Annotated in this window: 11 protein-coding genes; 9 read left to right on the top strand and 2 right to left on the bottom strand. The window is 72.9% G+C overall.

Annotation, left to right across the window (positions count from 1 at the left end):
• Nucleotides 1-11 precede the first annotated feature (11 nt).
• The 5 genes from IE325_RS17615 (at nucleotide 12) to IE325_RS17595 (ending at nucleotide 7121) form a co-directional block, all read left to right on the top strand.
• Complete coding sequence (locus tag IE325_RS17615) at nucleotides 12-1250, top strand: AAA family ATPase (protein WP_190071237.1); 1239 nt, start codon at nucleotides 12-14, stop codon at nucleotides 1248-1250.
• Nucleotides 1247-2506, top strand: a complete 1260-nt coding sequence (locus IE325_RS17610) for a vWA domain-containing protein (protein ID WP_190070888.1) — start codon at nucleotides 1247-1249, stop codon at nucleotides 2504-2506. The genes IE325_RS17615 and IE325_RS17610 overlap by 4 nt, the downstream gene beginning before the upstream one ends.
• 309 nt (nucleotides 2507-2815) lie before the next feature.
• Nucleotides 2816-5029: an MMPL family transporter gene (locus IE325_RS17605; RefSeq protein ID WP_190070887.1), complete on the top strand. Its 2214-nt coding sequence runs from the start codon at nucleotides 2816-2818 to the stop codon at nucleotides 5027-5029.
• 114 nt (nucleotides 5030-5143) lie between these two features.
• Nucleotides 5144-6400, top strand: coding sequence for a sensor histidine kinase (locus tag IE325_RS17600; RefSeq protein ID WP_190070886.1), 1257 nt, complete (start codon nucleotides 5144-5146; stop codon nucleotides 6398-6400).
• A gap of 55 nt (nucleotides 6401-6455) precedes the next feature.
• Entirely contained in the window at nucleotides 6456-7121 is a 666-nt protein-coding gene (locus tag IE325_RS17595) for a TetR family transcriptional regulator (protein WP_190070885.1), read from the top strand.
• 162 nt (nucleotides 7122-7283) lie between these two features.
• Here IE325_RS17595 and IE325_RS17590 read toward each other — a convergent pair whose 3' ends face one another.
• The gene (locus tag IE325_RS17590; RefSeq protein ID WP_190070884.1) at nucleotides 7284-8945 is read right to left on the bottom strand and encodes an MFS transporter; all 1662 of its coding nucleotides are present in this window, start codon (nucleotides 8943-8945) and stop codon (nucleotides 7284-7286) included.
• Between the two features lie 108 nt (nucleotides 8946-9053).
• Between IE325_RS17590 and IE325_RS17585 the strand changes: the two genes are divergently transcribed.
• Together IE325_RS17585 and IE325_RS17580 are read left to right on the top strand one after the other, a co-directional pair.
• On the top strand, nucleotides 9054-9671 hold the full coding sequence (locus tag IE325_RS17585) for a TetR/AcrR family transcriptional regulator (protein ID WP_229911857.1): 618 nt from the start codon (nucleotides 9054-9056) through the stop codon (nucleotides 9669-9671).
• Nucleotides 9672-9693: 22 nt separating this feature from the next.
• Nucleotides 9694-10422, top strand: a complete 729-nt coding sequence (locus tag IE325_RS17580) for an LmeA family phospholipid-binding protein (protein ID WP_190070883.1) — start codon at nucleotides 9694-9696, stop codon at nucleotides 10420-10422.
• A 12-nt stretch (nucleotides 10423-10434) separates the two neighbouring features.
• On the opposite strand, the gene IE325_RS17575 is transcribed toward IE325_RS17580, so the two are convergent.
• Entirely contained in the window at nucleotides 10435-11457 is a 1023-nt protein-coding gene (locus IE325_RS17575; RefSeq protein WP_190070882.1) for a helix-turn-helix transcriptional regulator, read from the bottom strand.
• A 160-nt stretch (nucleotides 11458-11617) separates the two neighbouring features.
• Here IE325_RS17575 and IE325_RS17570 point away from each other — a divergent pair, with 160 nt between their 5' ends.
• Both IE325_RS17570 and IE325_RS17565 read left to right on the top strand, forming a co-directional pair.
• A complete protein-coding gene (locus tag IE325_RS17570; RefSeq protein ID WP_190070881.1) occupies nucleotides 11618-13315 on the top strand; it encodes an amidohydrolase in 1698 nt (565 codons plus the stop codon).
• A gap of 108 nt (nucleotides 13316-13423) precedes the next feature.
• Nucleotides 13424-14419: a phosphotransferase family protein gene (locus tag IE325_RS17565; protein ID WP_190070880.1), complete on the top strand. Its 996-nt coding sequence runs from the start codon at nucleotides 13424-13426 to the stop codon at nucleotides 14417-14419.
• The last annotated feature ends 46 nt before the right edge of the window (nucleotides 14420-14465 follow it).

Here is a 14465-nt window from a genome sequence, read left to right as displayed (position 1 = left end):
CACCCATGCCCATGCCCGTTTCCACGCCCATGTCCGCCCACCCCACCTCCCAACTCGACGTGGCCACCGACCTGTTGACCCTCCTCCGCCGCACCACCACCGAACCCCGCCCCGACCCCCAACTGGAGGCCCTCACCCTCGCCGTCGCCGCCGATCTGCCCGTGCTGCTCTGGGGGGAGCCGGGGATCGGCAAGACCGCCTCGCTCACTCAGCTCGCCGCCGCGCTCGATCTGCCGTTGACCACGGTGATCGCCAGCGTCCATGAACCGTCCGACTTCTCGGGGCTGCCCGTCGTGGGCGACGACCCCGCCGGGCAGGGGGTGCCGATGGCGCCGCCGGACTGGGCGGTGCGGTTGGTGAAGGCCGGGCGGGGGCTGTTGTTCCTGGACGAGTTGTCGACCGCGCCGCCCGCCGTGCAGGCCGCGTTGCTGCGGGTGGTGCTGGAGCGGCGGATCGGGGCGTTGCGGCTGCCGCCGGGGGTGCGGATCGTGGCCGCCGCCAATCCGCGGTCCTCGGCGGCCGACGGCTGGGAGCTGAGCGCGCCGCTGGCCAACCGGTTCGTGCATCTGCAATGGGCCCACGACCACGAAGTCGTCGTACGGGGACTGGGCGGGACCTGGCCGCGGGCCACCCTGCCCCGGCTCGACCCTGAGAAGCTGCCGGAGGCCGTGGAGTTCGCGCGGCGTGCGGTGGGCGGGCTGCTGTCCGGGCGGCCCGGGCTGGTGCATCGGCTGCCGAGCGGGGAGACACGGCGGGGCGGGGCGTGGCCGTCGCCGCGGAGCTGGGAGATGACGCAGTGCCTGGTCGCCTTCGCCGTTGCCGCCGGGTCCTCGCGGGAGGTGCTGTCCCTGCTGGTGCGGGGGACGGTCGGTGACGGGCCGGGCCTGGAGCTGCTGGCGTGCGTGGACCGGATGGACCTGCCGGACCCCGAGGTGCTGCTCGCCGATCCGGCGGCGGCCGAACTGCCCGAGCGGGGCGATCTGCGGCAGGCCGCGCTGGACGGTGTGGTGGAGGCGGTACGGGCACGTCCCGACAAGGCGCGCTGGGATGCCGCCTGGGCGCTGCTGATACGGGCGTTGGAGACCGGCGCGCCCGATCTGGTGGTCGTCCCCGCGAGCACGCTGGCCTCGCTGCGGGAGGAGGACTGGGACGTCCCGGCGTCGATCGAACGGCTCGCCGGGGTCGTGTCCCTGTCGCGGCGCGCGGACCGGGCGGCCGCCACGGCGAAGGCGGGGGTGGGCGGCCGATGATCCCGTTGGACCGCGACAAGCTGTACTCCGCCCGTCTGCACGCCGCCCGCGTCCGCCCCTATCTGGCCACGGCCCTCTTCGCGCTGCATGTCGTGGAGTCGCGTCGCGTTCCGACGATGGCCGTCGACCGGCACTGGCGGTGCTATGTGTCACCGGCGTTCGTGGAGCGGACCCCGGTGGAGGAGCTGGCCGGGGTGTGGGTGCACGAGGTGTCGCATCTGCTGCGTGAGCATCATGAGCGCAGCGACCGGGTGGCACGGGAACGTGAGCTGACCGGGCCGGGGGAGCGGCTGCGGATGAACATCGCCGCGGACTGCGAGATCAACGACGACGTGTACGGGGACGGCCTGACCCGGCCCGAGGGGGCCGTCGTACCGGCGACCCTGATGCTCCACGACGGCCAGCTCATGGAGGACTATCTGCGGCAGTTCCGGCTGGGGCCGCGGATGCAGGAGCTGGCCTGGCTGGACTGCGGCAGCGGGGCCGACGGGCTGGAGCGCGAGTGGGATCTCGGGCCGGGCGGGGCGCACGGGCTGAGCGCGCAGGAACGGGACGCCGTCCGGTTCCGGGTCGCGCAGGGCATCACCGGGCGGCCGGGGGACGCCCCGGACGGGTGGCGGCGCTGGGCGGAGGAGGTGTTCCATCCGCCGCAGCCGTGGCGGGAGTTGCTGGGTGCGGCCGTGCGCTCGGCGGTGTCCGGTCCCGGTGTCGGCGAGGACTACACATACGCCCGCCTGTCGCGCCGCTCGGCCTCCGTGCCGGGCGCCGTCCTGCCGAGCCTGCGACGCCGGCCGCCCCGCGTCTGTGTCGTCATCGACACCTCCGGCTCGGTCAGCGACGCCGAATTGGGCAGCGCGCTGCTGGAGGTCGCCGCTATCTCCCGCGCCGTGGGCGGGCGCCGTGACCTGGTGAGCGCGGTGTCCTGCGACGCGGCGGCCGGGGAGGCGCACCGCGTGTGCGGCACCGAGGGCATTCCGCTGGTCGGGGGCGGCGGCACGGACCTGCGCGAGGGCTTCCGACAGGCCCTGCGCACCCGCCCGCGCCCCGACGTCGTGGTCGCCCTGACGGACGGCCAGACACCCTGGCCGAGCTCCCGTCCGCCGTGCCGGGTGGTGGTGGGGCTGTTTCCCCGCTTCCCCCGCACGACCCGGGCACGCGGCCGCTCCTGGGGCGAGGACGGCACGGAGTATGTGCCGGAGGGGCCGCCGGACTGGGCTCGGGTGGTGGAGATCGGGACGGGGGGCGGGGGGCGTTGAGGTCGCCGCCGACCGTGGGGGCGGGGGCCGGTCGCCAGCGACCTCTCCTGTCATCCGGGCGGAGTAGGCGGCGGGTCCGACACTCACCTCCAGCAGTGCTTCGGCCTCCAGTCCTCTAGTCCTCGCGGCTGACCCCCACCCGATCCGTACTACGTTCTCAGTACCCGCGATTGTCGGCAGCCGCACGACGACACGACACCCCTCTCCCCGGGAGCCTGGGCACACGTCCGAGCAGCAGATTTCCCGGATCCATCCCGGACCCGGCCCGGATCCATCCCAGACGTGTCCCAGATGTGGAGACCCCCTGTCGTGGCAACTTTCCTGTATCGAGTGGGCCGTCTGGCCTTCCGGCGGCGCTGGTACGTCGCCCTGGTCTGGGCGGCCGTGCTGGCCGCCGTCGGGCTGGGTGCCCTCAAGGCGCCGGGAGCCTCCGACGAGGAGTTCTCCATGCCGGGCATCGAGTCGCAGCAGGCGTTCGACCTGATGGAGCAGCGCTTCCCCGGGGCGACGGCGGACGGGGCCACCGCCCGGGTCGTGTTCGTCGCGCCGGACGGTCAGAAGGTGACCGCCGTCGAGAACAAGGAGGCGATCGAGGCGGCCGTGGCCGAGCTCGGCGACGGCTCGCAGGTGGGGTCAGTCGTCGATCCGTTCCAGGCGAAGGCGGTGAGCAAGGACGGTACGACGGCGTACGCCACCGTCACCTACAAGGTGTCGGCCAATGACCTCACCGACGCCGGCCGCAGCCATCTCGACAAGGCCGTCGACGAGGCACGGGACTCCGGGCTGACCGTCGAGGTCGGCGGCAGCGCGATGGAGGACGGGGGCGGCGCGGGCGGTATGGCCGAGGCCATCGGCATCGCGATCGCCGCCGTCGTACTCCTCGTCACCTTCGGGTCCCTCGCCGCCGCCGGACTGCCGCTGCTGACCGCCGTCATCGGCGTCGGCGTCAGCATGGCCACGATCCTCGCCCTGGCCGACGCCCTCGGTCTGTCCACCACCACCGGCACCCTGGCGATGATGCTGGGGCTCGCGGTCGGCATCGACTACGCCCTGTTCGTCGTCTCGCGCTATCGCGAGGAGCGCGGGAAGGGCCGTACGCCCGAGGAGGCGATCGGGATGGCCGTCGGTACGGCCGGGTCGGCGGTCGTGTTCGCCGGGCTCACCGTCGTCATCGCGCTCGCCGGGCTGGCGGTCGTCGGCATCCCGATGCTCACCAAGATGGGCCTGGCCGCGGCGGGCGCGGTCGTCGTCGCCGTGTTCATCGCGCTGACGCTGGTCCCCGCCTTCCTCGGCTTCTGGCCCAACGCCGTGCTGTCGAGGAAGGCCCGCAAGAAGGGCCGTATCGAGGAGACCGCGGGCGACAACGGCGGCACCCGCTGGGCGCGGTTCGTGCTGCGGCGGCCCCTGCCGGTGCTGCTCCTCGGTGTCGTCGGGCTCGGGGCGCTCGCCGTGCCGATGACCCAGTTGCAGCTGGGCATGCCCGGGGACGAGGCCAAGTCGACGTCGACGACCGAGCGGCGGGCCTACGACGCGCTCGCCGAGGGCTTCGGGCCGGGCTTCAACGGGCCGCTCACCGTGGTCGTGGACGCCGAGAAGGGCAAGGATCCCAAGGACGCCGTCAGCGCGATATCCGAGGAGATCGGCGGCACCAAGGGCGTCGTGTCCGTCTCTCCGGCACGCTTCAACGAGGCCGGTGACACCGCCGTCTTCTCCGTGGTGCCGTCCACCGCGCCGACCGACGAGAAGACCAAGGACCTGGTGACCGTCATCCGGGGCGAGCGTCCCGGGGTCGAGGCCGAGACCGGGGCGACCTTCGAGGTCACCGGCACCACCGCGCTGAACATCGACATCTCGGACAAGGTGCAGGCCGCGCTGGTGCCGTATCTCGTCGTCGTGGTCGGCCTGGCGATCGTGCTGCTGCTGGTGGTGTTCCGCTCGCTGCTCGTCCCGCTGAAGGCGGCGCTCGGCTTCCTCCTCTCGGTGCTGGCCTCGCTCGGCGCGGTCGTCGTGGTCTTCCAGCAGGGCCACGGCGCCGAACTGCTGGGCGTGGAGCAGACCGGGCCGATCATGAGCCTGATGCCGATCTTCCTGGTGGGCATCGTGTTCGGGCTCGCCATGGACTACGAGGTGTTCCTCGTGTCGCGGATGCGGGAGGCGTACGTCCACGGGGAGTCGCCGCGTCAGGCGGTGACCTCCGGCTTCCGGCACAGTGCCCGCGTGGTCGTGGCCGCCGCGCTGATCATGATCGCGGTGTTCGCCGGGTTCATCGGGGAGAGCGACTCGATGATCAAGATGATCGGGTTCGGGCTCGCCTCCGCGGTACTGCTCGACGCGTTCGTCGTACGGATGGCGATCGTGCCGGCGGTGCTGGCCCTGCTCGGCCACCGCGCCTGGTGGCTGCCGAAGTGGCTGGACCGGATCCTGCCGCGCGTCGATGTGGAGGGCGAGGCGCTGAGCCGGCGGCCCGGGACACCGGAGCCCGTCCCGGCCGGGGTGGAACCGGCGGAACCCGCGCGCACCTGAACCGCCGCCCCCCCTCCCCAGGGACCGCCCGTGACGAAGGACACGGGCGGTCCCGTCGGCCGTCCGCACCCTCGGGCGGCGACCATGGACCCAGCCCACCGACCGGAGAGCACCATGATCACCAGCCCGGAGCGGCGCTACGCGGACCGCCTCGAGGAGTTCTCGGACCGCCGCCCCTTCGCCGTCGACCTGGTCCTGGCCGCGGCGCTGATGGGCTGCGCGACCCTCGGGGGCATGCTCACCCTGCCCGGCGCCGACCCGCCGGACCAGGACAGCACCGCCTCCGTCCTGATGGGCGTGGCCTGTCTCGCCCTGCTGAAGCACCGCAGTCACCCGCGCGCCGCCGTCGTGGTGAGCGGGCTCTGCACGGCGACCGTGATCGTGCTGGGGTATCTGCTCACCCCGCTGCTGCTGGCCCCCGTCATGGCGGCGCTCTACTGGCTGGCCGCGCTCACCGACCACGTGGCCACCCGGGCCTACGGCATCACCACCGTGATGGCGGTGGTCATCGCATCCGGGATCTCCGACTCCATGGACCATCTGTCGCTGCTGCTCCGGACGATCGGCCCGTTCTTCTGGCTGCTGCTGCCGCTGGCCGCCGGCCGGATGACCCGGCTGCGGCACGCCTATCTGAAGGCCGTGCAGGCCCGTGCCGAGCACGCCGAACGCACCCGCGAGGAGGAGGCACGGCTCCGGGTCACCGAGGAACGCATGCGCATCGCCCGCGAGCTGCACGACGTCGTCGCCCACCACCTGGCCCTGGCCAACGCCCAGGCGGGTACGGCCGCCCACCTGGCGCTGACCAGCCCGGAGCAGACCCAGAAGATCCTCACCGACCTCAACGGCACGACCTCCGCCGCGCTGCGCGAGCTGAAGGCCACGCTGGGACTGATGCGCAGGAACGGCGACCCGGACTCCGCGCCCCTGGAACCCTCGCCGGGACTCGCCCGGCTGCCCGAACTGGTCTCGTCGTGCGCGTCCGCCGGCGTCACCGTCACGGTCAGCACACAGGGCGAGCCGCAGCCGCTGTCCCCCGGCGTGGACCTGACCGCGTTCCGCATCGTGCAGGAGGCGCTCACCAACGTCACCAAGCACGCCACCACGGAGGCCGCGTCCGTACGGCTCGTCTACTCCGGTTCCCGCCTGCTCATCACGGTCAGCAACGACGGCCCCGCCGCCCGTGCCGGGTCGAGCGGCGGCTTCGGCGTCATGGGCATGCGCGAACGGGCCCAGTCGATCGGCGGCGAACTGAGCGCGGGGCCGCGGCCGGAGGGGGGTTTCGAGGTGATGACCGCGCTGCCCCTGCGACCGCACGACGCCGCGGGCGGTGAGCCGTGGGGGCCTCGGCCCTCCGTGCGAGAATGCGGGTGATCCCCCGGCCGTGATCCGCTCTTCGCGGACCGAACCGTCGACCATCGAGGTTTCCGTGACCAAGCCCGTCTCCCGCGAGCCGTTGCGGCGCAATTCGCGGGCCAACCGGGCGCGCATCCTGGCCACGGCCCGTCAGGAACTCGGCCGCAACCCGGACATCACGCTGGAGGAGCTGGCGCGCGCCGCCGGTGTCGTACGACGCACCCTGTTCGGCCACTTCCCGGGCCGCGAGGCGCTGCTTGAGGCCCTCGCCGAGGAGGCATCCGAGGCGCTGCGCAGCGCGCTGGAGGCCGGTGCGCGGCTGGTGAAGGACGAACCGGCCGAGCGGGCACTCGCCGGGTTCGTGCTCTCGATGTGGCCCGTCGGCGACCGCTACCGGCTGCTGCTGTCGCTGGCCAAGCGGGATCTGGGCGCGGCGCGCGTGGCGGAGGTCCTGGCGCCTGCCCGCGATACCGCCACGGGTGTGCTGGAGCGGGGGCAGCGGGAGGGCGTCTTCCACAGCCATCTGCCGGCCGCCGCGATGAGTGCGGGGCTAGAGGGGATGACCGTCGCGCTGCTGGAGTCGATCAACGACGGGCTGCTGGAGGACGACGGGACGCGCGTGGCCGTCGCCAACCTCATCGCCACGGGGGTGGCGGAGGAGCGGGCGCGGGAGGTTGTGGAGGCGGTTGCGCCGGTGGTGTCGGCGGTGACCGCCGGGGCGGATGCCGGGGACGGCTGAGTCGTCGTATCCGTACGGCGATGAGGCGCGCGGTCTGCAGAGCCGTACAGCCGCACGGCGCGTGCCCCCTCGACATGGGAGGACGGCGCCGGGCGTCCCCTCCCGGCACCGTCCTGGGCCGTGCGCCGCTCATGGCACGGCCCGCTCTGCGGGGGCTGCCGCTCAGGCGGTGCCCGAGTGTGCCTCCTGGGTCTCGGTCTTCTCTGCCTTCTCTGACTCCCGCGGCTGCTCGGACTCATCGGTCGTGATCGTGGCGGTGCCGGACCCGGCCTTCCGCGTCGCCCGTCGGCCCGGCAGGACCGCGAGGACGATCATCGTTCCGGCGGCCATGATGATCCCGCCGACCAGGCTGGTCTGGGCGATGCTGTGGGCGAAGGCCTCGTGGACGGCGTCGATCAGGGCCTGGGCCTGCTGGGCGCCGCCGGCGGGGTTCTTCGCGACCTCCTCGGCGACGGCCAACCCGGCGCCCACGGAGTCCTTCGCCGTGTCCAGTGCCGTCGCCGGGAGGTGGCCGCCGACGAGGTCGGTCAGCTCGTTGCGGTAGGACGTGCCGAGCAGGGAGCCCAGCAGGGCGATGCCGAGGGAGCCGCCGAGTTCCATGGAGGTGTCGTTGGCGCCGCCGCCGACGCCCAGTTCGGACTCGGGAAAGGTGCCCATCACGGTGTCGGTGGCCGGGGAGACGCTCAGCCCGATCGCGAAGCCCAGCATCATCATCGGGGCCAGGAAGTCGGTGTACGCCGAGCCCTGGTCGACCAGGGTGAGCAGCAGGACACCGGCGGTGCCGATGACCATGCCGGTGACCACCATCGCCTTCACGCCGAGCTTCGGGGTGAGCCGGCCGGTCACCGCGGCGCCCACGAACACCGCTCCGGCCAGCGGCAGCAGCCGTACGCCGGTCTCCAGGGCGTCGTAGCCGAGGATGAACTGGAGGTACTGGGTGGAGTAGTAGATCGCGCCGAAGGTGCCGAAGAAGAAGAACAGCACGGCGATCATCGAGCCGGTGAAGGGGCGCAGCGCGAACTTGCGGACGTCCAGCATCGGGCTCGGGTGGCGCAGCTCCCAGGCCACGAAGGCGACGAGACCGACACCGGCGACGACGGCCGCGGTGATCGGGCCGGTGCCCCAGCCGAAGTGCGGGCCCTCGATGGTCGCGTAGACCAGGGAGCCTATGGAGACGATCGACAGCAGGCCGCCGACGTAGTCGATCCGGCCCATGCCCGTCGCCCTGGACGGCGGCACCAGGACCAGCGCGCCCACGACGGCGACGAGCGCGATCGGGACGTTGATCAGGAACGTCGAGCCCCAGGCGTGGTCCTCCAGCAACCACCCGGCGACCAGCGGGCCGACCGCGATGGCGAGGCCGGAGGTGGCGCTCCAGGCGGTGATGGCCTTGCCGCGCTCGGCCTTCGGGAACGTCGCGACCAGCAGTGACAGCGTGGCCGGCATGACGACGGCGGCACCGACGCCCATGACCGCGCGGGCGGTGATGACGAGCCCCGTCTGGTCGACGAGGCTGCCCATCACGGCGCCGCCCGCGAAGATCAGCAGGCCGGTGACGAGGGCACCGCGACGGCTGTACTTGTCGCCGATCGCGCCCAGCACGAGCATCAGCGCGGCGTACGGGACGGTGTAGCCGTCGATGACCCACTGGAGGTCGCTGCTGCTCAGGTCCAGATCGCGGGTCATGTCCGGGGCGGCCACGATCAGCGACGTGTTCGCCATGACGACGATCAGCAGGCTCAGGCAGAGCACGAGCAGTGCCCACCAGCGCCGTGCGTACAGCCCGGTCATCTTCTCTACGGGTGTGTCGGCAACGAGGGGCACGGGGGACTCCCAGGGGGCTGCGGCAGCGGGGTGAGGGACGGCTGCGAGTTAATTGCACATTGATGAGCAGACTAGTTTCTTGCTCACCGATGTGCAAATATCGCTGATGTGAGCAGCCGCACGACACGCGCCACGCGCGCCCGCATCCTGGACGCCGCCCTGCGGGAACTGGGCCGCGACCCCGACAGCAGCCTCCGTGACATCGCCGAGGCCGCCGGGGTGGCGCGGCGCACCCTGTACACGCACTTCGCGGGGCGGGCGGCGCTGGTGAAGGGCCTCGCCGAGGACGCGGTCGCGGCGATACGCCGAGCCGTGGCCGACGCGAGCGCACCCGCGTCCGGCGCCGACACCGACCCCGCGAGCGCCCTGGCCCGCTTCGTGCTCACCCTGTGGCCGGTCGCCGACTGCTACCGCACCCTGATCGGCCTCGCCCGCCATGACCTCGGCCCGGATCGGGTGAGCGAACTCCTCGCCCCCGCCCGCGAGACGGTCACCGGCATCCTCGCCGAGGGCCAGCGCCGGGGCGTCTTCCACTCGACCGTCCCGCCCGGCCCGCTCAGCGCCGCCATCGAGGCCCATCTCCTCGCCCTGCTCGGCTCGGTCAACTCAGGGACCTGGCGGGACGACGGCACCGGCGCCACCACGGCCGCGCTGATCGCCGCCGGCGTCGACAGCGGCACCGCGGCGGCCACGGTCCACCGGCTGCACGGCACCACCACCCCCTGAAACCCGAGGAGTAGAGCACCGGATGAGCAGGATGTCTCGATCACGGACCGCCGTCACGGCCGCCCTCGTCACGCTGGCCGTCGTCCCTGTAGCCGTCGACCGGGCGGTCGCCGTACGCATCGAGTCACGTACGGCGAAGGCGTTCCAGCAGGGCATGGACACACCGCTGCCCCCGCGGGTCGACGTCCGCGGTTTCCCGGTACTGACCCAGGCGGCCTCCGGCACCCTGAGCCACGTCGACATCACCGCCCACGACATACCGGCCCACGGCACCACCCGCCCCCTCCCGGTCTCCGAACTCTCCCTCCGCCTGGACGGATTGACGAAGTCGGACGACGACCGCGAGGCCCGAGCCCGCAGCGCGCGGGCCACCGCCTCCCTCTCCTACGAGGACGTCTCGAACGCCCTCGGGCTGGAGATCGCCCAGGGCGGGCGCCCGGGCCGGGTGAGCGCGGCCGTGCTGCTGCCCCTCGGCCAGGAGATCACCGTGGAGACCACCGTCTCGGCCGCCTCCGGCAACCGCATCGCCTTCAAGGACTTCCAGGTCACGGGCGGTTCCCTGCCTGCCATCGGCAGCGCCGCCCTCGACAGGGTCTTCGCGCGCCCGATCCAGCTGCACAACATCCCCGACGGCCTGCACCTGCGCTCACTCACCACCACGGCCGACGGCCTCGACGCCCACTTCTCCGGCGACTCGGTGACGTTCCGGCCCGACGACGACGGGGCGGAGAGCACGGTCCAGGACACGTGAGCGAAGGCGGGCTCACCGCTCCACGAAGAACGCGAGATGCTCCGGCGCCGGACACAGCAGACCGTCGCGGACCGCGAGGGCGGTGGCCTCGGCGCGGGAGGCCGCACCGGTCTTGCGGAGCAGGTGCTCGATGTGGGTGTGCACGGTGCGCGGCGACACGAACAGCGCCTCGGCGATGGCCCGGTTCGTCCACCCCATGGCCGCGAGGGTCAGCACCTCCAGCTCACGCGGACTGAGCCCGTACGGGGGCAGGGTGGGCGACTCGTGGATCAGTACGGCGTCCGGCGCGATGCCCGGAGTGGGCCGGGGCCGTCGCAGCGCGACGCGGTACCAGGTGCCGCCGCTGCCCGGCCACAACAGCCGCACCCGGAGTCCCGACGCCCCGGCGAAGACGCCGACCAGGTGCCGTAGTTTCGCCTCCCGCAGCACCTCGGGCCGGGTGCGGCCGGGCAGTTCGAGCACCGCGTCCGGTGTGACGAGGGCCGCCCCGGCGTCCGTGGGGAGCTGCCCGGCGACGGAGGCCGCGGGGTCGGCGAGCGCGGCGAACGCCGGCATCACCGAGGCAAGCAGCCGGCGCGCGTCGGTGTCGTAGGCGTCGGGGCGCCGCGTGTACAGGTGCACCATGCCGACCAGGCGGTCCCGGTGCCGTAGCGCTCCGGTCATGCCGTCGCGGAACCCGGCCGGGCGGACTCGCTCGGCGTAGAACCAGCCCTCGCGGAAACGCGGCCCGTACTCCGGCAGGTCCTCGGCGTCCGCGGAGATGGACGGCGGCAGGTCCCTCGTCATGACATTGCGGTACCAGGGCGTCGTCACGAACTCGACGGCGAGTGCCTCGGACGCCTGGGCCGTCGAACCGATACCGGCCAGCTGGAGGTGGGCGCCGGTCAGCGGGTCGCGGGTGAGGAGCGTCGCCATGTCCAGGGGCAGCGCCAGGGCGAGTTCGCGCAGAGCCTCGGCGCAGGCGGCGGCGGTGTCGTGCTCGCGGGTGAGCATGCCGATGCGGGTGGCCGCCGCGAGTTGGTGATGGCTGGGCATACGGGCCTCCGGGGGAGCGCCCCACGATAAGACGCGAGTGGGCGGGCCCGCCCGGACAACATCGGTCGCCGGGTCGGTATTTGTACGGATGGTGGCGCGGGCGGTGCGGGTCTTTGCTGGTCGGCACAGCCACAGCCGCCCTGTTCCGGAAGGAACCCGCATGAACGCCACATCCCCCACCCTCGTCCTCACCGGCGGCCAGGTCCTCACCGTCGACCGGGACTTCCGGGTGGCCGAGGGAGTCGCCGTGCGCGGGCGGGACATCGTCGCCGTCGGCACCGACGCGGAGATGCGCGCGCTCGTCGGCCCCGGCACCCGTGTCGTCGAACTCGCCGGCCGGACCGTCCTGCCCGGCATCAACGACTCCCATCTGCACGGTGCCGCGTACGGCATGTCGAAGCCGCCGTTCGCCCTGGCCGTGGGGCATCCGGCGGTGCGCTCGATCGCCGACATCGCAGCGACCGTACGGCAGGCGGCGGAGCACGCCCGGCCCGGCGAGTGGATCGTCGGCCTCGGCTGGGACCCCGGCTATCTCGATGAGTGCCTGGCCGATCCGCGCCGCTTCCCGCACCGCCGCGACCTGGACGCCGTGGCGCCGGATCACCCCGTCTGTCTGACCGACTTCTCCTCGCACATGGTGTGGGCCAACTCCGAGGCCCTGCGCCGCTGCGGCATCCACGCCGATACGGCGGCACCTGCCGGAGGCGTCATCGACGTCGACCCCGACGGCTCACCCACCGGCATCCTGCGCGAGGCCGCCCAACGCATGGTCCAAGCCGCCCTGCCCGACCCCACCCCCGCCCAGCGCCGCCGGGCCATCCAGGCCGTCGTCCGCGAACTCCACGCCCGCGGCATCACCAGCTACACCGAGCCCGGCCTCGGCCCCGGCGGCACCGGCACCCTGTTCGGCGGCCTGAGCACCGACAACTGGACCGCGTACGCCGAACTCGTCGCCGCCGGTGAACTCCACGCCCGCGTCAGCGTGCTGCTGCTGCCCGCGCCGATGGGCGGCTCGGCGGACGACCTGCGCAAGGGCCTCGCCGAGCTGCGCCGACCGCGGTCGCCGGACCCCCGGCTGCTCAACACCATCGGTGTGAAGATCTTCGCCGACGGAGTGCCGCCGAACCGCACCGCCTGGATGAACGAGCCCTACCCGGACGGCGGCCACGGCGCGCTCTGCGTGCACGGCGACACCCCCGCCCTCCAGGTCGACGAACTGCGGGAGATGATCCGCGTCGCGCACGAGGCCGGTTTCCAGCTCGGTGTGCATGTCACCGGGGACCGGGCCATCGACACGGTCGTCGACGCCTTCACCGCCGCGCAGGCCTGCGCACCCCGCCCGGACGCCCGGCACTACGTCATCCACGGTGACTTCATCGGGCCCGGCAGCCTGGCCGAACTGGCCGCGCACGGCTACGGGGTCAATATGAACCCCGCCATCAAGTGGACCATCTCTGACCTGATGGACGAGATCGTGGGGCCGCGGCGGTCCGCCGTCCAGTGGCCGGTGCGCTCCGCGATCGAGGCCGGTGTGCGGGTGTGCGCGAGTTCGGACGCGCCGATAACCGAACCGGACTGGCGGCAGGGCGTCGTCTCGATGATGCTGCGCGAGTCCAAGGCGACGGGACGGCCCAGCGGGCCCGAGCAGCGCGTGCCGCTCGCCGCCGCCCTGCGCGCCTACACCGCCACCCCGGCCTGGCAGGACTTCGCCGACGGGTGGAAGGGGACGGTCGAGCCGGGGAAGGCGGCCGATCTGTGCGTACTGGACCGGCCGTTGACGGACGGTGACCCGCATGGGATCGCGGAGGTGGAGGTCGACCTCACGGTGTTCGACGGGCGGGTGGTGTACGAGCGGTGAGAGGGCGCGGGGCGTGCTTGACCGGGCGATGGACGGTCGGCACTGTGGGAGCGCTCCCGCCATCGCCTCGCCGTCGCCCTGTCGCCCTTCGCCCGAAAGCGTGCCCTCATGCAGAGCCGGACCAAGCGCCACCTGTCTCCCGAGGACCTCGACGCCCTGCTCCGTGACTCCGTCGGCGTCGGATGCCGGATGGAGAGCGAGCTGACCGACGGCTGGTTCAACACGGCCTACCGTGTGCTCCTGGACGACGGCCGCCCCGCCGTCGTAAAACTCGCCCCGCCGCCCGACGCCGAGGTTCTGCGCTACGAGCGCGGCATCCTCGCGACCGAGGCCATGGTCTACCGGCGGATCGAGAAGCTGCCGCAGGGAGATGTCCCGACGCCCGAACTGCTCCACGTCGGCGAGGAGTTCCTCGCGGTCTCCGTCCTGGAGGGCGTCCCGTGGGACAAGGCGGCCGACCGTCTGCCCCCGGCGACCGGGCGGGAACTGCGCCGCCAACTGGGCGCCGTCGTCGCCCGTCTGCACACCCTGTCCCCGGAGGACGGCCGGTTCGGCTACCCGGCCGCCGAGTCCGCACTGTCCGCCCCCGACTGGCGGACGGCGTTCACCGCCATGGTCGACTCGCTCCTTGACGACGCCGCCCGCTGGCGGTCCCCGCTGGACGCGACGCCCGCCGACATCCGGACCCTCGTCGCCGAGGGTGCGGACGCGCTCGACGAGATCACCGAGCCCCGGCTGGTCCACTACGACCTGTGGCCCGGCAACATCTTCATCAGCGGCCCCGGAGACCGAGGGCACCCCCGCGTCACCGGCCTCATCGACCACGAGCGCGCGTTCTGGGGCGACCCCGCCGCCGAACTGGTCTCCCTCGCCCTCGGCGGCGACGCGGGCCCCGACAGCGATCTGGTCGCCGGTTACACCGAGGCCGGCGGCACCCTGAACCTCGACAGTCCCGCCTTCCGGCACCGCCTCGCCCTCTACCACCTCTACCTGGGCCTCCTCCTCGTCGTGGAGTGCGGCCCGCGCGGCTACGGCGGCGACCACCTGGCCTACTGCCGCCGCACGCTGGCCGGTCATCTCGCCGGGGTGAGGGCGCTGGGGTAGGCGTACAGGGCCGACTTTTTCCCGGGGTACCGTGCGGCGGAGACAC

The organism is Streptomyces lanatus, from assembly GCF_014655715.1.
GTDB lineage: Bacteria > Actinomycetota > Actinomycetes > Streptomycetales > Streptomycetaceae > Streptomyces > Streptomyces lanatus.
The sequence above is the reverse complement of the archived record's forward strand: the minus strand, read 5'-3'. Positions and strand labels throughout refer to the sequence as shown.